We start from the raw sequence: 24,033 nt of genomic DNA, 5'->3' as shown, positions 1-24,033 counted from the left end.
CACCGGGTCGCCGTACGCCATCGAATACGTCTGGGGCCGCCAGGTCGGCGACAACACCATCAACCCCTAAGTGGTGCACGCCGGCCCACGCCGGGATCGAGAATGCTTAGCCGGCAATCCCTTCGGCCGCTTCAGGCCTGGGTGGCCGCGGCGGGTCGAGAGCTGGATTTCACGTCGCGACCCGCGCCGGCCGACATGGAGGCGGCCTCACCGCGAGCCAACCCGACCGTCGCGACGATCACCACGACGAGCGTCCCCGCCAGGACAAACCATTCCCAGCCGCCGGCTGCCAACGTTTCTTGAAGGACGATGATGCCCAGGATCCCGCCCACCACCGGCTTCGCCACGATGATCGTCGGCAGCGAGGCGGTGAGCGCGCCGGCTCGATACGCCGACTGGTGATAGATCATCCCGGCCGCGCCGCAGAACACCAGCGCGTACAGCTCGAATGACATCCATACCTGGCCGGGGTGGTGTTCCAGGACGTCGACCACGCCCTTCATCAGGACCGCGAACACCGCGAGCAGCGTTCCGGCGACGGCCGCCAGCAGCAGCGCCGCGACCGGGCGATCCGCCCAGATCCGCGCTCCCAGCAGCCCGAGCAACAACAGCGGGCCGATCACCACGGCGACCACGACCCAGATGTGCAGCGGCGCCCGTTGCTGGCCGCCGGTCGGGTCCCCGATCGCGATCAGCACCGCCAGCGCCACCGCCAGCACCAGCGCCCAGGTCCACTCTCGGCGGGTGATCCGGTTACCGGTCATCCGCGAGTAGATCGGCAGGGCGAACAGCAGCGCGGTCACCTGCAACGACATCACCAACAACACCGAGCCCTTGTCGAGCGCGGCGGCCAGCAGCACGTAACTGCCGATGTCCCCCAAACCGCCCATCCACCAACGCTTGTCGCGCAACAACATGCCGAACAACGTGAGGTGGCCCACCCGTTTGTCGGTGACCTCCTGCGCGGAGCGCTGCCGCACCACGTTGCCGATCGCGGACGCCAACGCGGCGCACAGGGCGATAATGGCCGCCAGATGCGCGTCCGACATGGCATTACCTCCTCGCTGGGTGCGGTGGCGCTACCCATCCAATCTAGTCACGGCCCGGGCGACCGGCGCGTCGAAGGTCGCCCGGCCAGCGAAGACGGCATCAGAGCGGGAACTTCGTGTCGGTGAGCCGCTCGGACAGCTCCCACAGGGCGGCGGCGGTGCCCGCGCGCTTTGCCGGCCAGTTCCGCCACGTGGGCTGCGTGCGGCCGTACAACCCGAAGCGCGGGCCGACGAAGGTGTCGCCCGGCAAATCCTGCGAGGCTGCGTACAGCGTCTGGCGGGCGCCGAAGTCGGCATCGGTGGACACGATCCGGTCGACCGCCAGCACCGCCGCGTCGCCCCATTTGCGGCCGGAGTTCCCTTGCAGGTTCGTGTGCGACCAGCCGGGGTGGGCGGCCAGGGCCCGCAGCGACGTGGGGACGTCGTTCAGCCGCCGCTGCAGCTCCTTGGTGAACAACAGGTTGGCCAGCTTCGATTGGCTGTACGCCAGCCAGGCCGAATACGGCCGGGACTGAAAGTTCACGTCCTTGAGGCTGATGTAGCCGAAGTGGTGCATCAGCGAGGACACCGTCACCACGCGGTCGGTCAGCTTGGGCAACAGCAGGTTGGTCAACGCGAAATGGCCGAGGTGGTTGGTGCCGATCTGACCCTCGAAACCGTCGACGGTCACCGCGTGCTTGGTGGCCATGATGCCGGCGTTGTTGATCAGCACGTCGACCCTGTCGATGCCCTCGGCAAAGCGCCGCACCGAGGACAGGTCTTGCAGGTCGAGCGGGCGCACCTCGACTTTCCCGGTCGCGGGGCCGGTTGCCGAGCCGGTCATGCGCGCGGCGGCCGCGTCGCCCTTGTCGGTGTTGCGGACGGCCAGGATGACGTGGCCGCCCACCCGGAGCAACTCGCGGGCGGTGACCTCGCCCAGCCCGGCGTTGGCCCCGGTGATGACGACGGTCCGTCCGGCGAACGAGGGCAGCTGTGCTGCGGTCCAATCGGCCATGGCAGCCACCCTAACTTCGCACGTGCGGTCCCGGCCGGTGGCCCGAGGGGCCCGCGGCGGCCGGCGCAGCGATGTCGGTCACCCGGTCCGCCCGGTATCGTGCCTGGGATGGCCAGCGACATCCCACTTGACGCGGGGATCGCCGGATGCATCTAGGCGTCATCGTCAATCCGAAAGCGCGGAAAAATCGGTCCGCTTCCCGCGATCGCATCGCCGAACTGCGTCGCATCGTCGGCCCGTGGGGCGAGGTGCACGAGACCAACTCGATCGACCAACTGCGCGACACCATCGCGCAGCTCGCGCCGCGGGTCACCCATCTGGTGGGCGACGGCGGCGACGGCGCACTGCACTGGTTGATCAACGAGATCGAGCACTGCATCGGTGACCCACAACGCTGGCCCGCATTCGTCCCGTCCAATGGCGGCAGCGTCAACGCCGTCGCCCGCAAGGCCCGGGTGCGCGGGCGCCCCGAGGCGATCATCCGCGCGCTGACGGCGGCCGCCGAAGCGAATCGACCTCCGCCCGAGGTGAACCTGGACACGTTGGTGCTCGACGGCGCCACGGCCGAGGGCGCGCCGTTTCATCGGCTCTGCTTCGGGCTGGCCGCCGGCGGCGTCGGAAACCGTTTCTACGACCGGTATTACGACTCACCCGACCACGGCCGGCTGGCCGTCGCGCGAGTGATCGCCCGCAGCTTCGGCGACTACATCACCTCCAAGGTCGCCCCCGGCCGTGTGAAGACGCCGAACTATGCGTCCATCCTGTTCACCCCGACGCAGGCGCGCGTGGTGATCGACGGCGACGAGGTCCCGTCGCGCACGCACAGCCTGCTGCACGCCGGCGCGATCGACCTGCGCATCGGTGGCCCACTTCGGTTGTTCCCCAAGGCGTCCGAGCCCGGCGCGCTGCATTTTCAGGCCGGATACCTGCGGCCGTCGAGGATCGTCGCCCAGCTTCCGACGGCCCTGACCAACGGCATGCTCCGCGGCGACGGGCTCCGCGATGTCAACGGCCGCGAAATGGTCATCGAGGCCGAGGGCGAACCACTGTCGCCCATCATCGACGGCGAGCGATTCCCGGGCATCGTGAGACTGGTGGCCCGCTCGGGCCCGCGGATCCGCATCGCAGTGCCCTCCTAGCCGGCCACGCAGGCAGTTCGGCGGCGCGGCCGCGATCATTGCCGTTGGGGGGCGAATCGAATTGCGGTTTTCGATTTGCAATTTCGCCATTTGGCGTGACGAAGGTAATAGCATTTCGCGTCCGATTGTGCGTTGGGGGGCGAAATAGAAAATGCGCGAATTCGTAGATACGCACTTCAGTATCTCAGGCGGCTCAGCTGGGATAATTCCTGGTCGCCCCCGCCTGACATACTGAAGTCCGTATGTGCGCAGATCAGCATTCGCGCATTAGATTCCATCGGTTAAGTTTCACCTGTGAATGTGGTGTGCGACGGCCATTAACGCGGCTTCACGCTTTGCTCAGGACGGGCTCGCGGCGCTACATTGGTCTTTATATTCACGACGGAAGTCGTTCTCGGGCTAAGCCAACCTGGAAGGGGGATCACTCCTACGATGGAGACGCTGATCGATTACCTGCAGATGTGGGAAACGCAGAAGCCGGATCAGACCCTCTTCCGGTTCGTCGATGGGGACGGCCGCGAACTCGAGCACTACACCTACCAGGCCTTCGCCGAACGCACCCGCGAGCTGGCCGCATACCTGTCCAAAGAGGCCGGTCTGAAGTCGGGCGATCGTGCGCTGCTGGTCTACCCGCCCGGTCTGGAGATGATCGCGGCGCTGTATGCGTGCGCGCGCATCGGGGTGATCGCCGTTCCGGTCAGCCCGCCCCTGCCGATGTCCTTCGATTCCGGGTTGGCCAAGCTGAGCTTCATCGCCCGCGATTGCCAGGCGGCGGCGGTGCTGTCGACCAAACAGTTCGAGTACGACTTCCGCCTGCTGCTCGGTCAACGCCGCGGCGAGCGGGTCTGGACAGACGAGGCCGACGCCGGCCTGCCGGAGCTGCCCTGGTTCGCGACCGACGGCGCGCAGGAATTCGGCGGCGCCCCGGTCGCCGACACCCCCGGCGACGTGTTGTTCCTGCAGTACACCTCCGGCTCGACCAGCAACCCCAAGGGTGTCATCGTCACCCACGCCAACGTCATCGCCAACGGCTCGGCCTTCACGGGCGACGTGGTGTTGGCCTCGTGGCTGCCGCAACACCACGACATGGGCCTGATCTCGGCCTACATGTTCATCGTGCTGCTGGGCGGGTCCACCCACGCGATGTCGCCGCTGGACTTCCTCGCCCGGCCGTCGTCCTGGCTTCGGCTCATCAGCGACGTGCGCGCCACTCACACCCCGGAGCCGAACTTCGCGCTCGAATACTGCCTGCGCGAGGACAAGCTGCCCGCCGCGGAATTGGCCGGCGTCGACCTGAGCAGCCTGGAATGCATCGTCGTGGGCGCGGAACCGCTGCGCGCCAACACCTTCGCTCGCTTCCGGCAGCGGTTCGCCGAGTACGGGCTGCGGCCCGAGGCGCTGACCGGCGCCTACGGCATGGCCGAATCCACCCTGATCGTGTCGATCCGCGGCCGCCAGACCATCGCGGTCAACAAGCGCGGGCTGGAGCGCAACGTGGCGCGCGTGGAAAAGGCGCTGCCGGAGAACAGCAACCAGGTCGCGTTGGTCAGCTGCGGCAAGCCCATCGAGGAGACGCTGGTTCGCATCGTCGATCCCGAATCGCGCCAGGCGCTGCCCGACGGGCGGGTCGGCGAGGTCTGGCTGGCCGGGCCCTCCAAGGGTGCCGGCTACTGGAACCGCCCGGAGCTCACCGCGGAAATGTTCGGTGCCCACATCGCCGGCGATGACGAGCACTCCTTCCTGCGTACCGGCGATCTCGGCTTCCTCTACGAGGGTGAGCTTTTCGTCTGCGGCCGCAGCAAGGACCTGATCATCGTCCGCGGCGTCAACTGCTACCCCTCCGACATCGAGGCCGTCGTCGAGCGCACGGCCGCGCACGTCCGGAGCGGCTGTGTCGCCGCCTTCTCCGTCGAACACGATGAGACCGAAGCGCTGATCGTCGTCGCCGAGGTGCGCGACGAGCACAACCTTCCCGACGCCAAGTCGGTGGCCCGCGCGATCCGCCGGCACTGCCACATCGATCCACACGCGATCGTTTTCGCGCCGCCGCGCAGCATCCCCAAGACCACGTCGGGCAAGATCCGGCGCGCTTCGACACGCCAGCTGTGGCTGGACGACAAGCTGCCCGCCTTCGCCACCTGGATCAACCAGTCGGCCAACCGGACTCACGGCGAACTGGGTGCGGGCGCCGGTCCGCTGGAGCGCTTCCGCAACCTCATCGAGAGCTACGACCTCACCGGTGACGAGGACTGCTCGTTCGCCGACCTCGGCATCGACTCGCTGGCGCTGGCCGAACTGCGCACGGACCTGCAGGCCCTGCTGGAGGACAACGGCGCCGGCGAGCTGGCCGACGAGGTCAACACGCGGCTCCTCCAGCGACTAACGGTGTCCGAATTCTTCGGACTGATAAGGCAATTCGGCGACGATTCCGGCCGGCCGCTCGACGCGCTGCGCGGGGCGCTGGACAAGATCTCCGCCGAATACGAGGCCCACGAGGCCGCCCAGATGCGGGCCGACGCGGCTCTGCCGCTGCCGGAGCTCGCGCCCGCGCGGCCGGGCGAGCCCACCGACCTGCTGCTGACGGGCGCGACCGGGTTCCTCGGGCCGTTCCTGGTGAGCAGCCTGCTGGCGCGGACCACCTACACGGTGCACGCACTGGTACGCGCCACCGATCCCGCGCACGGCCTTGACCGCATCGTCGCGTCGTTGCGCCGCGCCCAGCTCTGGACGCCGGCGCTGGAAGCCGACGTCCGCGCCCGGGTTCGCGTCGTCTGCGGCGATCTCGCCCAGCCCGCGCTGGGCATCGGCGAGGCGGCCTTCCAGCAATTGGCGCAGGACGTCGACGTCGTCGTGCACAACGGCGCCCTGGTCAACTACGTGCGCACCTACGACGCGCTGCGGCCCGCCAACGTGGAGGGTACGCGCGAGCTGTTACGGCTGGCGATGATCAGCCACCGCAAGGCTTTCCACCTCGTCTCCAGCACGTTCATCTACGGCTGGAGCACCGAGCCGGTGGTCGGGGAGTGGGACGCCAACGAGAAGATGGCCGGCCTGGACTTCGGTTACTCGCAGACCAAGTGGGTCGGCGAGCAGCTGGCGCTGGCCGCGCAGCGCAAGGGACTCGACGTCCGCATCTACCGGCCCTCGCTCATCTCGCCGACCCGGGCGGGATTCGGCAGCCAGGACGACATCCTGGTGCGCCTGACGGCGTTCATGATCGAGCACGGCGTCGCCGTCAACGCGCTCAACCAGATCAGCCTGCTGCCGGCGGACTTGATCGCGGATCACATCGTCACGCTGATGGGCCTGCCCAAAGATGACAGCGTGGGCAGCGTCTTCAACATGACCGCGGACGACTACTACAACCTCACCGACGTCACCCGCATCCTGTCCGAGCGCTACGGGTATCGCTTTGAGTACCACGACATCCCGTCGTTCACCGAGCAGCTCAACCGCCGCTGCACGCCGAACGACCAGATGTACCCGTTGGTCGATTTCCTCACCCGGTCGGCGGACAAGATCGCGGCGATGCGCGACAAGCGCTACGACAACACCCAGTACCGTCACCGGCGGGGCCTGGCCAAGGTCCGCTTGCGCGAGCCGGCCCTGACCGAGACGGTCGATCATCTGGTCCGGTTCTTGCGCAGCGAGCGTCTGATCACTGAGGTAGAGGACGAGGCACAACGCAGCGCCTAGCCTAAAGACGTTGCACGGCGGAAAGGGGTGGCGACGATGTTCACCGTCGATGACAAGGCAACGGGCCCGCACGATGCCTCGCTCGACCACGAGCGGATCGTCCTGCAGGCGCGTGACGTCGACTTCGACTGGTCGACGCTGCCGTTCTATTACGTGCCCAACGAACCCTTCACCACCCACTTCTGCAATGTGCTGCACTTGTTGCTGCCCGCGGGTGAGGAATTCATCGTCGACGCCTTCAAGGACACCTTGCCGCTGATCAAAGACGATCAACTGCGCCGCGATGTGCAGGGATTCATCAGCCAGGAGGCGATGCACTCCCAGGCGCACGCGGGGGTGCTCGGGCACTTCGCGGCCAAAGGCATCGACGTGACGCCGTTTACCGACCAAATGCGTTGGCTATTCACCCAACTCATCGGTGACCGGCCGCGGTGGAGCAGTCGCCGGCGGCAGAGCTGGTTGCTCGAGCGGGTGTCGATGGTCGCCGCCCTCGAGCACTACACCGCCATCCTCGGCGAATGGATTCTCGACACCCCGCAACACGACGCGATGGGCACCGACCCCGTGATGCTCGACCTGCTGCGCTGGCACGGCGCCGAGGAGGTCGAGCACAAGGCGGTCGCGTTCGACACCATGAAGCACCTGCGCGGCGGGTACTGGCGGCAGGTGCGCACCCAGCTGCTGATCACGCCCGCGCTGCTGTGGTTGTTCATCCGCGGTGTGCGGTTCATGTATTCGGTCGACCCCTACCTGCCGCCCGGCACCAAGCCGCGTTGGCGGGACTACTTCCGCGCGGCGCGGCGCGGTTTGGTGCCCGGGCCGTTCCAGTTCCTCCGGGTCATCGGGGCTTACTACACGCCGAGTTTCCATCCGTCCCAGCTGGGCGGGGTGGGGCGCGCCGTCGATTACCTGGCCCGCTCACCCGCCGCCCGGGCCTCGCACTGAAACGGCACTGACGATGACGACCGAAGTGGCGTCAACCACGGTCGACGCCTCCGACGGCGTGCGACTGGCGGTGCACGCCTACACCGACATCGAACCGGGACGCCCGACCGTCCTGGCCATCCACGGCTACCCGGACAACCACCACGTGTGGGACGGGGTGGCCGAGATACTGGGCCGCCGCTTCAACGTCGTGGCCTACGACGTGCGCGGCGCCGGCGACTCGTCGAAGCCGCCTAGACGGGCGGGATACCGCTTTCCGCAGCTGGTTTCGGACATCGATGCGGTGATCGAGAGCCTCGGGGTGAACCAGGTTCATTTGTTGGCCCACGACTGGGGCTCGATCCAGGCCTGGGCGGCGGTCACCGACGACGCGGTGATGGACAAGGTTGCCTCGTTCACGTCCATCTCGGGCCCGCACCTGAACTACGCGGGCCGATTCCTGCGGTCCGCGCGCTCGCCGCGTGGCGTCCTCGACGTCCTCAAGCAGGCGCTCGCCTCCACCTACATCTGGTTCTTTCTGTGCCCCGGCGTGCCCGAGCTGGCGATCTGGTCGCGGGCGACAGTGGCGGTCTTCGCTGGCGTGGAACTCATCGGCCGGCCGCGGGGCGCGCAGCGGCGCGCGGCGACGAGCCGCTCGATCCGTGACTACCTCAACGGGCTCAACCTGTACCGGGCCAACATGCCCAAACCGATGCTCGCGCCCGGCGAGCGGCTGCCGCAGACCGCCGTGCCGGTGCAGGTACTCGTCGCACGCCAGGACTATTTCGTATCGCCTGCGCTGCAACGGTTCACCGGCTCCATCCCGGAGGGTGGCAGGGTCGTCCCGATCGAGGGCGGCCATTGGGTGGTCAGCGCATACCCCGAGGTCATCGCCCGGCTCACCGGCGAGTGGGTCGACCTGATCGCCCAGTCCGCAGACCGCCGCGACACCGGCCAGATGTGAGGTTCGTTGTGGGACAGGCCATTTGGGATAGCATTCCGGCTGATCTCTACGGCCGCCGCAAACGCGACCGCATGTACACGGCGTTGTACGGGGTGGGCTCGCTGTTCGGCGGCCTGGCGTCGGCGTCGCGGTGGACATCCTCGCGCGTGCAGCCGGTGCGGCGCACCACCACCGCGGTGGTGGTCAACCGCGAGCTGCTCGCCCCCGACGTGGTCGCGCTGACGGTGGCCGACCCGGCCGGTGGATTGTTGCCGTCCTGGACACCCGGCGCGCACATCGACGTTCGACTGCCGTCGGGCCGTCGCCGGCAGTACTCGCTGTGTGGTCCGCCCGGCCGGCGCACCGACTATCGCATCGCGGTGCGCCGCATCGCCGAGGGCGGCGGCGGCTCGATCGAAATGCACGACGCGTTCACGGTGGGGGACAGGTTCGAGTTCGAGGGGCCCCGCAACGCGTTCTATCTCGTCACCGACGAGCGCGAAGTGTTGTTCGTGATCGGCGGCATCGGCGTGACACCCATTCTGCCGATGATCCAGAGGGCTCAGCAGCGCGGAATCGATTGGCGCGCCGTGTATGCCGGCCGCACCCGCGATTACATGCCGCTGTTGGACGAGGTGCTGGCGGTCGCCCCGGACCGGGTGACGGTGTGGGCCGACGACGAGCGGGGCCGGATCCCCACCGCGTCGGACTTGCTTGCCGGCGCCGGGCCGGCGACGGCCGTCTACGTGTGTGGCCCCACCGCCATGCTGGAGTCGGTGCGCGCCGCCAGCAACGAACACGCGAACGCGCCGCTGCACTACGAACGCTTCGGCCCTCCACCGGTTGTCGACGGGGTGGCCTTCGAGCTGGAACTCGCCCGCTCGCGGCGGGTCCTCGAGGTACCGGCGAACCGGTCGGCGCTCGACGTCATGCTCGATCGCGATGCGACCACCGCGTACTCCTGTCAGCAGGGGTTTTGCGGCACGTGCAAGGTGAAAGTGCTTGGCGGGCAGGTCGATCGCCGCGGGCGCACCGCCGAAGGCGACGACGAGATGCTGGTCTGCGTATCCCGCGCGAAATCCGGGCGCGTGGTCATCGACGCCTGAGCGCTTCTATAGGGGCCCGGGGACTTCCCCCAAGCTCGACAGCTCTGCGTGCACGGATTGGATGGCGGCCTGGTATTGCTCGTCGCTGAGGGTTTTTGTGTAGTAGCGGTTCATGCGGAGCTGATATTGCTGATCGCGCAGTTGGCGGATGCGCTCGAGTCTGGTGGTATCGGCCGCAGAAAATTTGAGCTGCTCGATGCTGATGTGGCCGGCCATGACGTGTTCGATCGGTGAGAGCGGATAACCGCAGTGGGCGAGTAGCTCCAGATAGGCCTTGAGGTAGGGCCGTTCACCGACTCGCCAGGTTTCGCGTTCTGCTCCCCACTCGAACGCCGCCAGCACCATCGCCAGGATCATGACATCGGCGCGCACGTCGACGTTGGCCCGCGCCGTCAACTGTTCTTCACGGGTCTCCTCGAGCCCCAGCAGGTTTGCCGCGAGCGTCATGCTGGCCGGGCAGTGCAGGTCGGCCAGGTAGTGGAAGTTGCGGGCGATGAAGACGTCGATCCACGGCGGCGGGGCCGATAGCAGGTTGGCCCGAACCCAGTCGCGCCGCGCGCTCGCCACCGCCTTAGCCAGTCGGTCGAGTTCGCGCATCATCACCCAGTCACGCTTGGCGTCGGCCGCCGCCTCGGATTCCAGCTTGACCGGTCGGCTGCCCGTGCAAGTGGGGCCGCCCGTCACCTCGTCCAGTGCCATGGGCCGGGCCTGGTCATAGGTCAGGTACGACGCGTAGACCTCCAACTCCGGCAATCCCGTCCAACGGGCCAGCTCGCCCAGAGTTCTCTCGCCCGGGTACAACCTGCAGATCTGATCCTGCTGGTTGAGGTCATCGCGGGTGTAGATGAGGCCGATTTCCTGTTGCTCGTCGCGGCGCGTCCCGAGACAGATGCGCCACCCGGCCGGGCCGGCAACTCCGGGCACAAAGCGCGAAGAGATTTCGACCAGCAGGTCATCGATCGTGGCCGAGGCAGGGAAAACCCAGAACTCGCGGTGGGACTCGGTATCGTCGCCCATGGCGACCGAGCTGCGATCGATAGTCACCGTCACCGTGTCAGACATATTTCGAGCCCTCACTGCCGTTGGGCCTACAAAACTAACGAAGCCGGGTCACGTTCAGCGATCAATTCACCCCGGCTGCGTCATGCTTAGGCGATGCCGAAGAAATCGCTGCCCGCGCCGGCGCGGCGGGAAACGGGGTCGGGGGAGCCGGGGCTGGGGAGCTGGCGGGCCGCCGCGCTGAGCATGGCCGTGATCGCGTCCGCGGCGTGGTACGGGTTGGGCGCGCTGCTCGGCGCCGTGGTCATGATGCCGGTGATCTACGCGCTGGCACGGCTGCGCGGCCATGCGCCGGACGCGCGCAGCACCGCCGAGCTGATCGGCGCCACGCTGGGCCGCACGGCGGGGATGGCGGCGGGAATCGTTCAGTTGCTCGCCTACCTGGTGCTGGCGGCGCAATTCGCCGCCACGCTCGGATTGCAACTGCTGCAGTCGCTTTGGCCCGATCAAGACCCCGTCAAGACCCTGTCGTGGTTGCCGGCCGGCGCCGCGATTGTCGCCGTTGTCGTTGGCGCCGCCGCGTGTTGGGCGTCGACGCGCGCCGTGGCGTCACTGGCGCTGCCGCTCGTCCTCGCGGGCCTGCTCCTCTACGTCTGCCTCGCGGTGGCGGTGACGGCCCTCGTCGCGCTGAGCACCGACCCCGTCGTCATCGGGACGGCCGCGACACCGCGCCCGCTGTCCGGCCAGCTCGTCGGCTTCGGCCTGGGGATGGTGGGCGTCGAACTCCTCACCGTCCGCGTCCCGCGCGTCGCCCGGCCGGGGCGATCCATGTCGCTGGCCGTCGGTCTGGTGGCCGCGGCCGCGGTGATGTTGTGGGCTGGCGATCACCGGGGCGTGGTGGGCCCGTGGCGATGGAGCGCCACGATGCTGGCCGAGGCGGTGCCCGAGTTCTACGCCGACGACGGCCGGCGGTGGCTCGCGGTGGCCGGCATCGCGTTGGCCGTGGCCGCCGCGTTGGTGTGCGCCTGGGCCGCGGTGCGCGCCGCCGCGGGCCTGGCGGTCATGCGCGGGGCGACATCCGGCGCAGGCCTGCGGCTGGGGGTGGTCGCGCTCGTCGCGCTGGTTGCCGCCGTCGTCTCGGCTCACGGAGCGCGACTGATCGGCCTGGCGATCCTGGGCGCGGCGCCCCTGCTGCTGATGGCACTGTATGTGTTTGTCACAGAGGCGAATTCGCGGATACCCGGTGACAGCGCGATGGCCTGGTGGGTCAGGCTGGTGATGCCCGCGCTGGGCGTGGCGGCCGTGGTCAAACCGCTCGCGGACTCCGGGTTCGCTTCGGTGGAGGTGGCGACGGTGATTGCCGCCGCGATCGGCGTCAGCACCGCCGGTGCCGCGGCGGTGCTGCTGGCGACGACTCGCGGTCGCACCGCCAAATCTGAGTAGTCTTACGGATCCTCGCCAACGCTGCGCTGCCGCAGTCTTATTGGCATGACCATTCCCAACGGCACGTCGAAAACCACCGCCGCCTTCTTCGTCCAGGCCGCCGTCGCGTTCGCGATCAGCTTCGTCGCCGCGCTCGGCGGAATCTACTTCCTGCCGCTTGACCCCTGGCCGCGATTGTTCCTCGGCGTCACCTTCCTCTTCCTGGTGTCGAGCGCGTTCACCCTGGCCAAGGTGATCCGCGACCAGCAGGAGGCCGCAACCGTTCGCGTGCGGCTCGATGAGGCCCGCGTCGAAAAGATGCTGGCCGACTACGACCCGCTCAATGCCGCGGGCTGAGTAGAACTACTCAGCCCCGACGCGTAGAAGTGCGCAGGCCCGCAACCGCGCGACCGGCGATGCTTGTGTCAAACGCATGACTCCTGCTTGACCACAACGGTTCCCATTCACAGCACAGAAGGGCAGTTCCGCTCCCATGACCACTCTTGTCAGGTTTCCCGACGTCGCCGAGGTGGCCGCGAGTACGCCGGCCGATCGCGATCGCGTCCTGGACGTCATCCGCATCACCTCGCTGGTCGGTGTGGTGCTCGGCCATACCGTGATGGCGGCCAGCATCATCCGCAACCACGTGCTGATCTGGGACAACCTGCTCACCACCTCGGCGCTGTTTCAGGCGATGACGTGGTTGCTGCAGATCATGCCGCTGTTCTTCTTCGCCGGCGCGGCGGCCTGCGTGTCCTCCTGGGTCCCGGGCACCAACTGGGGTGCCTGGCTGATGAAGCGATGCACCCGGCTGTTCCGGCCGGTGTTCTACTACCTGGCATTCTGGGCCGTGGCGCTGACCGTGCTGTACCGGGCACTGCCACAGCACATCTACGAGCCGATCGCCGGCGTCAGCACGCAGCTGCTGTGGTTCCTGGGGGCTTACGTCCTGGTGCTGGCCGCGATGCCGGTGCTGTATCGCATCACCACGGCAGGTCGCCTGGCCGCCGGGGTGGCGCCGGTCTACGGGGCGATCGCGCTGATCGACGTGATCCGGCTGCACTGGCCGGCAATGATGCCGCTCGGCTACGTCAACCTGGCCGTCTGGCTCATTCCCGCGATGTTCGGCGTGGCTTACCGTCGCCGGCTGCTCGGCGGCCGCGCCGCGCTGGCCGTCGCGGCCATCTTCTTCGCCGTCGACGTCGCGCTGGTGCACTGGGGGCCATATCAGATCAGCATGGTCGGCACCGGTGACCACCACCTGTCGAACACCAGCCCGCCGTCGCTGCTGCTGGCCGGACACGCAATCATCCTGAGCGCGTTGGCCATCGCCGCCGCGCCGGCGATCGCACGCTGGGCGCAGCGGCCCCGCGTGTGGTGGTGGACCGCCATCGGCAACTCGGGCGCGATGACCCTGTATCTGTGGCACATGCCGGTGCTGCTGGGTGTGCATCTGGCCTTCGATCTCCTTGGCTGCCCGCGCTTTCCGGGTGCGCAGGACTTCCTGGCCATCAGCCTCGCGCAGGTGCTCATCGTGGTCGTCGCGGTGGCGGTGCTGTTCGTAGCGCTGCGGCCGCTGGAGAACAACCCGCTGTCCGGGTGGGACGGTGCGCCGGCGGTGACGTCGCGGGGGCGCAGCGCGGCCATGGGCACCCTGCTGTGCGCGGCCGGCGTGGCGCTGCTCGCGGCGATCAGGTGGGGGCTGAAAGACGACGGGCTGGTGTGCATGGGCGTGGTGGTGACCGCGCTGGTGACCGCCCGAGTCGTGGCCACACTGCCGGTGGGGCGCCGGGTCGCGGCGCCATAGACCTGAGCCGGTGGCCCGCGGGGTAGGGGCGTTATCCGCCCGCCCCGCGGGTCACGGCTCGTCGTCCAGGCCGTGCTCGATGGCGTAGCGTGCCAGTTCCACCCGATTGACGACCTGGAGCTTGCGGAATGTCGCCTGCACATGGTTTTCCACCGTACGGTGGCTCAACGACAGCTTCTCGGCGATCTGCTTGGCGGACAGCCCTTTTGCCACGTAACGCAACACCTCAGTTTCGCGTTCGGTGAGGCTGGGGCGGGCGGGCCCGTCATCCTTGGTCTGCGCGATACGCCGGTATTCGCCCAGCACCAGCCCCGCCAGGCTCGGGGTGAACACGGCCCGACCGGCGGCGGTGGCCGATACCGCCTGTGCCAGTTCGGCTTTCGAGGCGCTCTTGACCAGGTATCCCGTCGCGCCGGCTTTGACCGCGTCCAGCACGTCATCGCGTTCATCGGAGGCCGACAGCACCAGCACCCGCGTCGATGGTGAGACCGCGAGCACCGCGGCGGTCGCCTGTGCACCGTCGCCATCGGTCAGCTGCATGTCCATCACCACCACGTCGGGTTTGACCACGGCGGCCCGCCGCCCTGCGACCGCCACACCGTCGGCCGTGGCGACCACCGTGAAGCCTTCCTCGGTCAAATCGCGGGCGACCGCGTCACGCCAGATCGGATGGTCGTCGACGACCATCACCGTCGTCGGCTTCTCGTCATCCGTCATGGCGTTCCTCCCGGCGTGGCACGCACAGTTCCCACTCGGCGCCTTCCCCAGGGGCGCTGCGCAATTCGGCGCTGCCGCCCAGCGCCGTCAACCGTCCCACGATCGATTGGGCGATGCCGAGGCGTCCCTGACGAGACGCCTCCTCGAGCCGGCCGGCGGCAATCCCCACTCCGTCGTCGCGGACACTGACCACGACGGAATCGCCGAGGTCCTCCACGAGCACGAACGCGTGCGCATCCGGGCCGGCGTGGGCGGCCACGTTGTCCAGCGCGTTGCCCACCGCGGCGTCGAGTTCGGTTGCGGCCCAACGGCCCAACGGCACCGGGGTGCCCGGCAGGCTGAACGACACCCGATCGGACTCCCGGCAGCGCAGCAGCGTGCGCAGGTCGAGCGTCGTGCCGTCGGCGTCGGCATCGACGTCCGTACACGCCAGCCAGCGCCGCAACGCGCGCTCCTGCTCGCTGGCCAGATCGGCGAGTTCTGCTGTGGCGCCGCCGATCTCGTGACCCTTCTTGGCGACCAGCGCCAGCACCTGAATGGCTCCGTCGTGGACCTGCCGGGACAGCCGGTCGCGTTCGGCGACCGCGGCCGCCAGTTGGGCCGCTCGTTGCAGCTCGTCGTGGGCGCGCCGCGCGGTCTGCGCGGCCATCCCGATCGCCATCCCGATCGCCAGTTCGATGATGAGGGTCGCGTTGTGCCCGAGGTTGAGCGCAAAGTAGTTCTTGACGGCGAAATTGGTGGCCATCACCGCCAGGCCCGTCAGCATTCCGCCCGCGGGGCCGAACTGGATGGCCGCGGAAATGGTGGGGTTGCTCGCCCACAACGTCGTCGGCCAGGTCTGGTTCTCGGCCGCCCAGTGCGGGCTCGCGACGAGGCTGTTCGACCACATGAGCATCACGGCGATCACCAGCTCGGCCAGCACCCACGCCGGCCGGCGCCCGAACCCGCGCAGGTAGGCGACCGCGCACGCCGCGCTCCAGCCGATCAGCCCACCGAAAAGCACCCAACCCAGCACCGGCCGAACCAGATCCGGATTGATCGCGATCTGAAAGCCGGTGGCATAGATGCAACTCAGCAGCCGGAACACCTGGGCAGCGCGCCACAGCGGCGTCGTGGGATCGGGGCCGTGATTCGCCATCGTCGTCAGCATAAGGGCGAAGACCCCGCGGCGCGGCGACCTCGGATATTGGCCGAAAGTCCCTCGGGTTAGAGCCGTCGTGCCCTCGTGATGCCGAGGAGGAGGCGCGATCGTGGAGACCGACAAGGCAATGGGAGGGAAGGGACCATGGCATGAACGCCCACTTTCCGGACGCTGGAACGATACGGACGGCCCTGACGCTGGCATCGCGCGCCCCGTCGGTGCACAACACCCAACCGTGGCGGTGGCGCGTCGAGGCGACCGGCCTGCAGCTGTACGCCGACGCCGGGCGGCAGCTGCCCAATGCCGACCCCGACGGCCGCGATTTGATTCTGAGTTGCGGCACGGCGCTGCATCACTGCGTGGTCGCGTTCGCCGCGGTGGGATGGCGATCGCGGGTGCGCCGGCTGCCGAGCCCCGACGACCCCGCACACCTCGCCACGATCGAGCTTTCCCCGCAGCCCGCCGATTACGTCGACATCGCGCTCGCGGCCGCCATCCCCCGGCGGCGGACCGATCGGCGCCACTACAGCTCGTGGCCGGTGCCGGTGGGCGACATCGCGCTCATGGCGGCGCGCGCCGCCCGCGCCGGCGTCACGCTGTGCCAGGTGGAAGACGTCGACACGCTGCACGACATCGTCGCCGAGTCCGTCCGCGATCACCTGACCCAGGACTATCTCGCCGAGCTTACGACGTGGAGCGGGCGCTACTTCTCGGTCGCGGGCGTTCCCGCCCACAACACGCCGATATCGGATCCGGACGCGAAAATCCCGAGTCGGCTGTTCGCCGGTGCGGCGCTGCCGATGGCCCCCAATTCGTCCGCGGCCGACGACAACGCCGTGGTGCTTGCGCTGGGCACCCGCCACGACGACCGGCTGGCGCAGCTGCGCGCCGGTGAGGCCACCAGCGTCGCGCTGCTCACCGCGACATCGGCGGGCCTGGCCAGTTGCCCGGTCACCGAACCGCTGGAGACGGCCGACACCCGCCAAGCCGTCCGCTGCGACATCTTCGGCGACAGCAACTATCCGCAGATGCTGCTGCGGGTGGGCTGGGCGCCCATCAACGCCGATCCGTTGCCGGCGACGCCGCGGCGCGACCTCGGCGACTTCGTCGAGTGGGCGATCTGATCGCGGGGACTACACATCACCCGGTGGCGAGCCGAACTGGAACCGGCGGCCGGTAATGCTTTCCGGAACGATGCGCACGTAGTGCGTCTTCTCCGGCCTGGTCCACGGCAACACCTGCGCGCGTTCGGCCTCCTCGAGTTCCTCGGGGGTGCGTAGCGACCGCGCCCTGCCCCGGACGATCACGCTCCATGCCTCGGCGACGTTGTGGTCGTCGACCTCGAACAGCACCCGGTTGTCGATCGCGGAACTGACCAGCTTGGTGCCCGCCGCGGTGCGGAACAGCACCGTGCGGCGCTGGACGACGTAGTTGACCGGGAAGATGTCGGGCTGGCCGTCGGCGTAGGTCACCAGCCGGCCCAGCGCCAGGCTGCCGAGCAGCTCCCAGCATTCGTGCACCGGCAGGATGGCGACTCCGTCGTCGGTCATCGAGATTCCCTTCCCGCGTATGCGGCCGCTGTCCTCAATGGGCCACTACCGCAATGGGCCACTGCCGCAAGGATATTGACGCACCATCGCTCAGAGCGGCGGCCGAAGGTCCTCACCCGTGGGGACCAAAGTCGTTGAAGCCGTTGCTTCTCGATGGTTCCCGTCGAGAATATGGGATATTGGGTTGGTCTGCCGCGAATCTTTCCAGTTGCGAGACCGGCAGGAAAGGGCCCGCCATGGTCAAGGTATTCCTGGTCGACGACCACGAGGTTGTTCGCCGCGGTCTTTCCGATCTGCTCGCGTCGGATCCCGATCTGCAGATCGTCGGCGAGGCCGGCACGGTGGCGGAGGCGAAAGCACGGATCCCGGCGTTGCAACCCGACGTCGCCGTGCTCGATGTCCGCCTGCCCGATGGCAACGGCATCGAATTGTGCCGTGACCTGGTGTCGGATCACCCTGACCTGCGCTGCCTGATGTTGACGTCCTTCACCTCCGACGAGGCGATGCTCGAGGCAATCCTGGCCGGCGCCAGCGGATTCGTGGTCAAGGACATCAAGGGCATGGAGCTGGCCCACGCGATCAAAGAGGTGGGCGCCGGTAAATCGCTGCTGGACAACCGGGCCGCGGCCGCGCTGATGTCCAAGCTGCGCGGCGCGACCACGCGCGAGGACCCGCTCTCCGGATTGACCGAGCAGGAACGCACGCTGCTCGGACTGCTCAGCGAGGGACTGACCAACAGGCAGATCGCCGCGCGCATGTTCCTCGCGGAGAAGACGGTGAAGAACTACGTATCTCGGTTACTGGCCAAGCTCGGCATGGAGCGCCGCACCCAGGCGGCGGTGTTCGCGTCGAAACTGAATCAGCGGTCCGGCCCACCGTCGACCGCGCCGGACTGGTCGGGGTGACCGGCGACGAACAGGGCTCGGCATTCGCCGGACTCGGGCAGCGCGGGCTGGTCAGCCAGATGCATGCCCAGCTCGACGAGCTGCTGGCCTCGCGCGACCAGATGGAGCGGTTGCTGCGGGTCATCGTCGAGATCGGCGCGGGGCTCGATCTGGACGCCACGCTGCACCGGATCATCAGCGCGGCAAGGGAATTGACCTCCGCCCCCTACGGCGCGCTTGCCATCCGCGATCGTGACGGCAACCTGATCTCGTTCGTCCACGAGGGCATGGACGCCGAGACCGTCCGGCGCATCGGGCCCCTGCCGGTCGGCAAGGGCCTGCTGAGTTTGTCGATGCTGGACACCCCCGCGCTGCGGATGGACGATCTGACCACCCACCACGCCGCGGTCGGCTTTCCCGAACACCATCCCCGGATGCGCGCCTTCCTCGCGGTCCCGATCACCATCCGCGACACCGTATTCGGCAACCTGTACCTGACCCACGTCGATCCGGCGCGGGTGTTCTCCGAGTCCGACGAGGTCGCCGCGCGGGCGTTGGCGTTCGGGGCCGCCGTCGCCATCGACAACGCACAGGTCTTCGAACGGGAGCGGACGTCGGTGAAGTGGATGGAGGCCAGCCGCGAGATCACCACCGCGCTGCTGGCGCGCCCCGAACCGCACCGGCGCCCCCTGCAACTGATCGCCGAGCGCGCGCGCCTGCTGACCGACGCCGAACAGGCCATCGTGCTGGTGCCGGCCGACGCCGACGCGCCCGACGACGAGGTCGACACGCTGGTGGTGTCCGCCGCGGTGGGGTTGCACGCCTCCGAGGTGCTCGGGCAGCGAGTTCCGGTGCAGGGCTCCACCACCGGCGCGGTGTTTAAGTCCGGGGAACCGCTGATCACCGAGGAGCTGCGCTACCCGATCCAGTCCTTCACCGACGTCGGGCAGCGCCCGGCGATCCTGATGCCGCTGCGCGCCCGCGACGAGGTCGTCGGGGTGATCGCCATCGCCCGCGGCGCCGACCAACCGCCGTTCAACGAGAGCTATCTGGACCTCGTCAGCGACTTCGCCACGCACGCCGCGATCGCGCTGGTCCTGGCGTCGGCGCGCGAGGACGCCCGGCAGCTGGCCATTCTGGCCGAGCGGGAACGCATCGCGCACGACCTGCACGACCACGTCATCCAGCGGCTGTTCGCGGCCGGCATGAACCTGCAGGGCACCCTGGCCCGGGCGCGTTCACCGGAAGTGGCCGACCGGCTCAACCGCACGCTCGACGATCTGCAGACCATCATCGAGGAAATCCGCACCACGATCTTCGCGCTCAAGTCGCCGGTGGCCGCCAGTGCCGATTTCCGGCAGCGCATCGCGCGGGTGGTCGCCGACCTGACCGGAAACCGTGACCTCGTCACCACCGTGCGCGTCGACGGGCCGATGAGCGCCGTGGGTGCCGAGCTTGCCGATCACGCCGAAGCGGTCACCACCGAAGCGGTCAGCAATGCCCTGCGTCATTCTGGGGCGTCACGGCTGACCGTGGAGATCAGTGTCGCGGACGTGTTCATCCTCAACGTCATCGACGACGGATGTGGCATACCGGCCGGCAACACCCGATACAGCGGCCTGGCCAATATGAAGCGGCGCGCCGAGCAACTCGGCGGCACGTGTGAGATCACCGCTGGGCCCGCGGGCGGCACCCGGGTGCACTGGGTCGCCCCGCTGCTCGACAGCTGAGCGCCGAAACGCCTTGGTCTGCACGCCTATTGGTGATTACTGCGGACGCGTTCGTGCGCGGTCAACAGCAGATGATCGAAGTCCGACAGGGTGTTCAGTGACAGGCCGGCACCGCGGAAGTCTTGCGCGATCTGCTCGGCGAGCGGGCGCAGTTTGACGTTCGCCTCCTGGGACAACCACTTGAGCAACTCGAACGCCGCGGTATCGCTGATGCCATAGATCAGCATGAGCATGCCCTTGGCCTGCTCGATGCCGGCCCGGTTCTCGCTGATCTCAGCAACTTTCGCGCTCATGGCGTCCTCGCGCGCCTGTTCGTAGGGCGCGGAGACCTCGATGTAGAACCCGTGCGTGCCGATCACGTCACCGTCGTCGTCGAAGATCCGGTCACCGACGACGACGACGTGGTGCACCTGTCCCCGGGTATCGACGATGCGGTGGCGCGTGCTGAACGCCTGTCGCGTGTGGACGATTTGGTCGATGGTGGCCACGACCTGTCCGCGGTCCTCGGGATGCTTGTGGGACAGCACCAGTTCGGTGGTCGGCGTGATGCTGCCGGCCTCGTAGCCGTGCATGCGTTGCACTTGTTCCGACCATTCCCAGCGCTGGTCGGCGAAGTAGAACCGAAACCACCCCGCCGGTTGCGCAGCGCCGCCCGCCAACGCCTGTTCGACGTTGGCGGTCTGGCCGTCGAGTTCCCATTTCATCGTGTGTCCGTTTCCCACCGCAGGCGGTGCGCCGTTCGCCCGGGCGGCCAGAAGCCGGGGCATGCGGCGGCCGCACACATGTGCGGTCAGTGCGGCCGCCGCCCGGCCCGCCGGTCGGTCAGGCGTTGATCACCTCGCGTTCCGAGGCCTTGTCGTTGATCGCCTTGTGACCGTCGCCGCGGCCGACCGTGATCTTGCGCGGCTTGGCCTTTTCGGCCACCGGGATGTGCAGGCGCAGAACGCCTTCGGAATAGGAGGCCTCGATCTTGTCGGTATCGAGGTTTTCGCCGAGCACCAGTTGGCGGCTGAACACGCCGCGCGGCCGCTCGGTGGCGAGCATCTCGCGGTTGGGGTCGACGGCCGGCCGTTCGGCGCGCACCGTCACCACATTGCGCTCGATGTCGATGTCCAGGGAGTCGGCGTCGATGCCGGGCAGGTCGAACTCGACGACGAAGTTCTCGCCTTCGCGCCAGGCGTCCATCGGCATCACCGCCGGCCGGGCGGCGGTACCCAGGACCTGGTGGGCGAAGCGGTCGAGTTCACGGAAGGGGTCTGAACGCATCAGCATGGTGGTCACCTCTCACTCCAATCTAGGCTGTGGGTCGGCAATTTCCTATGTCCAATGACATAGATTTTGTATAGCACCATCGACAGAAGTGCGCAAGTGTGCTAAACAGATTTTCTAAGCGAGAAGCTAAGGGGAGGCGCAATGGTCGACTACCGCGGAAACGCGGATACTCCGGCGTCCGACCATGGGGTGTATGGCATCTCGGTGGCCGCCGAACTCTCCGGGACTGCGGTGCAGACGCTGCGGCTTTACGAACGCTACGGCCTGATCACGCCGTCGCGCAGCCAAGGCGGCACGCGCCGGTACAGCGCCGACGATCTGGCCAGGATCAAGCGCATCACTGCGCTGGTCGATTCCGGGGTCAACCTGGCCGGCGTCGCGCGCATCCTCGATCTCGAGGACCATAACGCCACGCTATCCGCGGCCAACACCGATCTGCGCTCCACCAACCGCACCTTGCGAGAAGCCGCGAAAACGGCGAAGTACGCCGAGCCGGACACCGTCTGAGCCCCTCGCGGGTTGCGCTGACCCACGCCGGGTATCCGTCCCGCTATGCCGTTAAGGAGAAGCGATGGGTGAGTTGACGGAAACCGGTGCGCAGTTCGTCGATGGCGCACGACAGGAAGCGGACGCCTACCGGGGCGACCACGATCGGCCGCTGGGCGGCTACCTGGCCGTCATGGCCGTCTATGGCGTGGTGGTGGTGGCCGCGGTGCTGGCCGCGCTGGCCACCGGCCGCACGCTGCCGACCAGATGGCGGGTCCAAGACCTGCTGATCCTCACCCTGGGCACCCACAAGCTGTCGCGAACCCTGACCAAGGACGCCGTGACCAGCCCGCTGCGCGCGCCCTTCACCCGCTACGCCGGCACCGGCGGCCCCGCCGAGGTGCAGGAAGAGGTCCGCGAGCACAGCCAGCTCCGGCACAGCCTCGGGGAGTTGCTGACCTGCCCGTTCTGCCTGGACATGTGGGTGGCCACCGGGTTCGCGATCGGCCTGGTGTTCGCGCCACGGTTCACGCGGCTGATTGCCGGTGTGTTCACCGCGCTGGCGGGCGCGGACTTCCTTCAGCTCGCCTACGCGATGGCCCAGCAGTCGGCCGAGGGCTGAGGCTCGAAACCCGGCGCGTCAGCTCGTCTTCGGCATGGGTATGCCTTCGCTGGCCGTGAATTGCGCGTCGTCCCCGGAGGTCAACCCGATCGAGACGACCGAGCGGGCGAACAGGGCGTCGGTCAGGTAGGCCAGCGACACCGCCCACCGGTTGACACCGCGCGGAATCGCATACAGGTGGTAGGACCTGGTGACGGCCTTGGCGGCCAGCCCGGACAGGTGGATGTTGAGCGGATTGGCCACCGCATAGCGCGGCCCGAGGTCGACCACCAGACCCAGGTTGCGGTGTTTGTATTCCTTACTGCTGCCGTAGCCCAGGCTGGCGGCGACATTGCGGGCCAGGGCCTTGCCTTGCCGGGTCGCGTGCTGGGCCGTGGGCGGGGTGATCTTGCCCGGTTGCGTCAGGTCGGGCACCGCGGCCGCGTCACCGGCCGCGAACACCTCCGGGTGATCCGGCACCTGCAGGTCGGCCCGCACCGTGACTCGGCCCTTTTCGGTCGGCAGTCCCAGGTCCTGGATCAGCGGTGCGCCGGTCACCCCCGTCACCCACGCGATCGTGCGCGTGTCGATCCGCGAATCATCGCTGAGCACAACGTGATCGGCGTGCGCCTCCTTGAGGGTGATGCCGAGCCGGACGTCGATTCCGCGCTTGCGTAGCACCTTGAGCGCGGCGTCGCCCAGTCGCTTGCCGACCTCGGGCATCACCTGGTCGGCCAGGTCCAGCAACAGGAACCGCACGTCGGCGCGGTTGAAGCCCATCTGTTTGGCCGCCGCGTCGGCCAGCGCCCGCAGCTGCGCGACCAGTTCGGTGCCCGAATACGACGCGCCGACCACCACGACGGTGCGACGGGCGGCGGCGGCCCGCGGATCGTCCTCGAGGTTAGCCAACTCCAGTTGCTCGACGAAGTGGTCGCGCAGGTAGAGGGCCTCGGCGGTGGTCTTCAAACCGCGCGCGTGCCTGGCGAGGCCGGGAACGTCGAACAACCGTGTGACCGAGCCGGGCGTCAGCACCAGCCGGTCCCAGGACATCGAATGGCTGCGCTCTTCGGGATCGCAATAGGTCAGCGTGCGCTGGGTGAAATCCACGGCGTCCACGCGGCCTCGCACGGCGCGGACCCCCTTGAGCGAATTGGCCAGGGGGACAGCCACAAAGCGGGCGTCGACGACGCCGCCGGCGACGTCGGGCAACAACGGCGTGTACAGCATGTAGTCGACGGGGGAGATGATCGTGATGTCGACGGGTGCGCGCCGTCGGCGCATGATTCGGGCCAGGCGACGGGCGCAGGTGAATCCGGTGAAGCCGCTTCCCACGATCACAATGGAGGTCACCGACCCGAGTGTAGGCGCGCGGCGCGGACGGGTCGCGGGTCCCCGTCGCGCTGCGTGTTCGGGTGTCGTGAAAGGCGTTGGCAGTCAAGCTTTTAAGCGGCCGGGGTCGGGACGGAGGCTACGGACCTTCTGCCGCGCCCCATCTCCTGCGCCGGGCGACGGGCCGGTACCGCTCGCGCCCGTCCGTTATCTGGCCTTGCACTTCGTTTTCTGGCCCATAGAC

23 protein-coding genes are annotated in these 24,033 nt (G+C 68.1%); 14 read left to right on the top strand and 9 right to left on the bottom strand.

Annotation, left to right across the window (positions count from 1 at the left end; all coding sequences use genetic code 11):
- Positions 1–70: hypothetical protein (locus tag AC5Y5B_RS21480; RefSeq protein WP_500006365.1), on the top strand; the 70-nt coding region annotated here is incomplete at its 5' end.
- A 61-nt stretch (positions 71–131) separates the two neighbouring features.
- On the opposite strand, the gene AC5Y5B_RS21475 is transcribed toward AC5Y5B_RS21480, so the two are convergent.
- Positions 132–1,049 carry a DMT family transporter gene (locus AC5Y5B_RS21475; RefSeq protein WP_500006359.1) on the bottom strand — a complete coding sequence of 306 codons (918 nt, stop codon included), beginning with the start codon at positions 1,047–1,049 and terminating at the stop codon, positions 132–134.
- 100 nt (positions 1,050–1,149) lie between these two features.
- On the bottom strand, positions 1,150–2,043 hold the full coding sequence (locus AC5Y5B_RS21470) for an oxidoreductase (protein WP_500006356.1): 894 nt from the start codon (positions 2,041–2,043) through the stop codon (positions 1,150–1,152).
- A gap of 146 nt (positions 2,044–2,189) precedes the next feature.
- On the opposite strand from AC5Y5B_RS21470, the gene AC5Y5B_RS21465 reads away from it, so the two are divergent.
- The 5 genes from AC5Y5B_RS21465 (at position 2,190) to AC5Y5B_RS21445 (ending at position 9,851) form a co-directional block, all read left to right on the top strand.
- Positions 2,190–3,182, top strand: coding sequence for a diacylglycerol/lipid kinase family protein (locus AC5Y5B_RS21465; RefSeq protein ID WP_112635374.1), 993 nt, complete (start codon positions 2,190–2,192; stop codon positions 3,180–3,182).
- A gap of 432 nt (positions 3,183–3,614) precedes the next feature.
- Positions 3,615–6,878, top strand: coding sequence for a thioester reductase domain-containing protein (locus tag AC5Y5B_RS21460; protein WP_500006353.1), 3,264 nt, complete (start codon positions 3,615–3,617; stop codon positions 6,876–6,878).
- 36 nt (positions 6,879–6,914) lie between these two features.
- Complete coding sequence (locus tag AC5Y5B_RS21455) at positions 6,915–7,823, top strand: metal-dependent hydrolase (protein ID WP_500006350.1); 909 nt, start codon at positions 6,915–6,917, stop codon at positions 7,821–7,823.
- A gap of 13 nt (positions 7,824–7,836) precedes the next feature.
- Complete coding sequence (locus AC5Y5B_RS21450) at positions 7,837–8,766, top strand: alpha/beta fold hydrolase (RefSeq protein ID WP_500006348.1); 930 nt, start codon at positions 7,837–7,839, stop codon at positions 8,764–8,766.
- 8 nt (positions 8,767–8,774) lie between these two features.
- Positions 8,775–9,851, top strand: a complete 1,077-nt coding sequence (locus tag AC5Y5B_RS21445; RefSeq protein ID WP_500006345.1) for a PDR/VanB family oxidoreductase — start codon at positions 8,775–8,777, stop codon at positions 9,849–9,851.
- A gap of 6 nt (positions 9,852–9,857) precedes the next feature.
- Here the strand turns inward: AC5Y5B_RS21445 and AC5Y5B_RS21440 are convergent, their stop codons facing one another.
- On the bottom strand, positions 9,858–10,913 hold the full coding sequence (locus AC5Y5B_RS21440; protein ID WP_112635365.1) for a hypothetical protein: 1,056 nt from the start codon (positions 10,911–10,913) through the stop codon (positions 9,858–9,860).
- A gap of 93 nt (positions 10,914–11,006) precedes the next feature.
- Between AC5Y5B_RS21440 and AC5Y5B_RS21435 the strand changes: the two genes are divergently transcribed.
- The 3 genes from AC5Y5B_RS21435 to AC5Y5B_RS21425 all read left to right on the top strand — a co-directional run bounded on the left by AC5Y5B_RS21435 (position 11,007) and on the right by AC5Y5B_RS21425 (position 14,079).
- Positions 11,007–12,293, top strand: a complete 1,287-nt coding sequence (locus AC5Y5B_RS21435) for a hypothetical protein (RefSeq protein ID WP_500006342.1) — start codon at positions 11,007–11,009, stop codon at positions 12,291–12,293.
- Between the two features lie 45 nt (positions 12,294–12,338).
- Positions 12,339–12,629: a YiaA/YiaB family inner membrane protein gene (locus tag AC5Y5B_RS21430; RefSeq protein WP_500006340.1), complete on the top strand. Its 291-nt coding sequence runs from the start codon at positions 12,339–12,341 to the stop codon at positions 12,627–12,629.
- Positions 12,630–12,765: 136 nt separating this feature from the next.
- A complete protein-coding gene (locus tag AC5Y5B_RS21425) occupies positions 12,766–14,079 on the top strand; it encodes an acyltransferase family protein (RefSeq protein WP_500006338.1) in 1,314 nt (437 codons plus the stop codon).
- 51 nt (positions 14,080–14,130) lie between these two features.
- Here the strand turns inward: AC5Y5B_RS21425 and AC5Y5B_RS21420 are convergent, their stop codons facing one another.
- On the bottom strand, positions 14,131–14,796 hold the full coding sequence (locus AC5Y5B_RS21420; protein WP_500006335.1) for a response regulator: 666 nt from the start codon (positions 14,794–14,796) through the stop codon (positions 14,131–14,133).
- The gene (macS, locus tag AC5Y5B_RS21415) at positions 14,786–15,946 is read right to left on the bottom strand and encodes a MacS family sensor histidine kinase (protein WP_500006334.1); all 1,161 of its coding nucleotides are present in this window, start codon (positions 15,944–15,946) and stop codon (positions 14,786–14,788) included. The genes AC5Y5B_RS21420 and macS overlap by 11 nt, the downstream gene beginning before the upstream one ends.
- Positions 15,947–16,086: 140 nt before the next feature.
- Between macS and AC5Y5B_RS21410 the strand changes: the two genes are divergently transcribed.
- Positions 16,087–17,061: an Acg family FMN-binding oxidoreductase gene (locus AC5Y5B_RS21410; RefSeq protein ID WP_500006333.1), complete on the top strand. Its 975-nt coding sequence runs from the start codon at positions 16,087–16,089 to the stop codon at positions 17,059–17,061.
- A gap of 9 nt (positions 17,062–17,070) precedes the next feature.
- Here AC5Y5B_RS21410 and AC5Y5B_RS21405 read toward each other — a convergent pair whose 3' ends face one another.
- Complete coding sequence (locus AC5Y5B_RS21405; RefSeq protein ID WP_500006332.1) at positions 17,071–17,487, bottom strand: pyridoxamine 5'-phosphate oxidase family protein; 417 nt, start codon at positions 17,485–17,487, stop codon at positions 17,071–17,073.
- Between the two features lie 236 nt (positions 17,488–17,723).
- On the opposite strand from AC5Y5B_RS21405, the gene AC5Y5B_RS21400 reads away from it, so the two are divergent.
- Positions 17,724–18,392, top strand: a complete 669-nt coding sequence (locus tag AC5Y5B_RS21400) for a response regulator (RefSeq protein ID WP_112634170.1) — start codon at positions 17,724–17,726, stop codon at positions 18,390–18,392.
- Positions 18,393–18,451: 59 nt separating this feature from the next.
- Positions 18,452–20,101 (top strand): sensor histidine kinase, encoded by a 1,650-nt coding sequence (locus tag AC5Y5B_RS21395; RefSeq protein ID WP_112634179.1) that lies wholly within the window; start codon positions 18,452–18,454, stop codon positions 20,099–20,101.
- A 26-nt stretch (positions 20,102–20,127) separates the two neighbouring features.
- On the opposite strand, the gene AC5Y5B_RS21390 is transcribed toward AC5Y5B_RS21395, so the two are convergent.
- Together AC5Y5B_RS21390 and AC5Y5B_RS21385 are read right to left on the bottom strand one after the other, a co-directional pair.
- Positions 20,128–20,805 carry a PAS and ANTAR domain-containing protein gene (locus AC5Y5B_RS21390; protein ID WP_500006331.1) on the bottom strand — a complete coding sequence of 226 codons (678 nt, stop codon included), beginning with the start codon at positions 20,803–20,805 and terminating at the stop codon, positions 20,128–20,130.
- Between the two features lie 118 nt (positions 20,806–20,923).
- A complete protein-coding gene (locus tag AC5Y5B_RS21385; protein ID WP_066871189.1) occupies positions 20,924–21,373 on the bottom strand; it encodes an Hsp20/alpha crystallin family protein in 450 nt (149 codons plus the stop codon).
- A 141-nt stretch (positions 21,374–21,514) separates the two neighbouring features.
- On the opposite strand from AC5Y5B_RS21385, the gene AC5Y5B_RS21380 reads away from it, so the two are divergent.
- Together AC5Y5B_RS21380 and AC5Y5B_RS21375 are read left to right on the top strand one after the other, a co-directional pair.
- Positions 21,515–21,880, top strand: coding sequence for a MerR family transcriptional regulator (locus AC5Y5B_RS21380; RefSeq protein ID WP_112634168.1), 366 nt, complete (start codon positions 21,515–21,517; stop codon positions 21,878–21,880).
- A gap of 64 nt (positions 21,881–21,944) precedes the next feature.
- Complete coding sequence (locus tag AC5Y5B_RS21375; RefSeq protein ID WP_500006330.1) at positions 21,945–22,481, top strand: DUF1360 domain-containing protein; 537 nt, start codon at positions 21,945–21,947, stop codon at positions 22,479–22,481.
- Between the two features lie 18 nt (positions 22,482–22,499).
- Here AC5Y5B_RS21375 and AC5Y5B_RS21370 read toward each other — a convergent pair whose 3' ends face one another.
- Positions 22,500–23,810, bottom strand: a complete 1,311-nt coding sequence (locus AC5Y5B_RS21370) for an NAD(P)/FAD-dependent oxidoreductase (RefSeq protein WP_500006329.1) — start codon at positions 23,808–23,810, stop codon at positions 22,500–22,502.
- Between the last annotated feature and the right edge of the window lie 223 nt (positions 23,811–24,033).

The sequence above is a fragment of the Mycobacterium sp. NGS33 genome, assembly GCF_059812885.1.
Note: the sequence above shows the minus strand (reverse complement) of the source record. Positions and strands in the feature narration are given on the sequence as shown.

Coding starts and splice junctions, on each gene's coding strand:
- AC5Y5B_RS21405 (WP_500006332.1), bottom strand. CDS start 17,487: ATGACCGACGACGGAGTCGCCATCCTGCCGGTGCACGAATGCTGGGAG.
- AC5Y5B_RS21395 (WP_112634179.1), top strand. CDS start 18,452: ATGCATGCCCAGCTCGACGAGCTGCTGGCCTCGCGCGACCAGATGGAG.
- AC5Y5B_RS21440 (WP_112635365.1), bottom strand. CDS start 10,913: ATGTCTGACACGGTGACGGTGACTATCGATCGCAGCTCGGTCGCCATG.
- AC5Y5B_RS21470 (WP_500006356.1), bottom strand. CDS start 2,043: ATGGCCGATTGGACCGCAGCACAGCTGCCCTCGTTCGCCGGACGGACC.
- AC5Y5B_RS21460 (WP_500006353.1), top strand. CDS start 3,615: ATGGAGACGCTGATCGATTACCTGCAGATGTGGGAAACGCAGAAGCCG.
- AC5Y5B_RS21420 (WP_500006335.1), bottom strand. CDS start 14,796: ATGACGGATGACGAGAAGCCGACGACGGTGATGGTCGTCGACGACCAT.
- AC5Y5B_RS21390 (WP_500006331.1), bottom strand. CDS start 20,805: ATGAAATGGGAACTCGACGGCCAGACCGCCAACGTCGAACAGGCGTTG.
- AC5Y5B_RS21410 (WP_500006333.1), top strand. CDS start 16,087: ATGAACGCCCACTTTCCGGACGCTGGAACGATACGGACGGCCCTGACG.
- AC5Y5B_RS21455 (WP_500006350.1), top strand. CDS start 6,915: ATGTTCACCGTCGATGACAAGGCAACGGGCCCGCACGATGCCTCGCTC.
- AC5Y5B_RS21435 (WP_500006342.1), top strand. CDS start 11,007: ATGCCGAAGAAATCGCTGCCCGCGCCGGCGCGGCGGGAAACGGGGTCG.
- AC5Y5B_RS21375 (WP_500006330.1), top strand. CDS start 21,945: ATGGGTGAGTTGACGGAAACCGGTGCGCAGTTCGTCGATGGCGCACGA.
- AC5Y5B_RS21475 (WP_500006359.1), bottom strand. CDS start 1,049: ATGTCGGACGCGCATCTGGCGGCCATTATCGCCCTGTGCGCCGCGTTG.
- AC5Y5B_RS21465 (WP_112635374.1), top strand. CDS start 2,190: ATGCATCTAGGCGTCATCGTCAATCCGAAAGCGCGGAAAAATCGGTCC.
- AC5Y5B_RS21425 (WP_500006338.1), top strand. CDS start 12,766: ATGACCACTCTTGTCAGGTTTCCCGACGTCGCCGAGGTGGCCGCGAGT.
- AC5Y5B_RS21450 (WP_500006348.1), top strand. CDS start 7,837: ATGACGACCGAAGTGGCGTCAACCACGGTCGACGCCTCCGACGGCGTG.
- AC5Y5B_RS21400 (WP_112634170.1), top strand. CDS start 17,724: ATGGTCAAGGTATTCCTGGTCGACGACCACGAGGTTGTTCGCCGCGGT.
- AC5Y5B_RS21385 (WP_066871189.1), bottom strand. CDS start 21,373: ATGCTGATGCGTTCAGACCCCTTCCGTGAACTCGACCGCTTCGCCCAC.
- AC5Y5B_RS21380 (WP_112634168.1), top strand. CDS start 21,515: ATGGTCGACTACCGCGGAAACGCGGATACTCCGGCGTCCGACCATGGG.
- AC5Y5B_RS21430 (WP_500006340.1), top strand. CDS start 12,339: ATGACCATTCCCAACGGCACGTCGAAAACCACCGCCGCCTTCTTCGTC.
- macS (WP_500006334.1), bottom strand. CDS start 15,946: ATGCTGACGACGATGGCGAATCACGGCCCCGATCCCACGACGCCGCTG.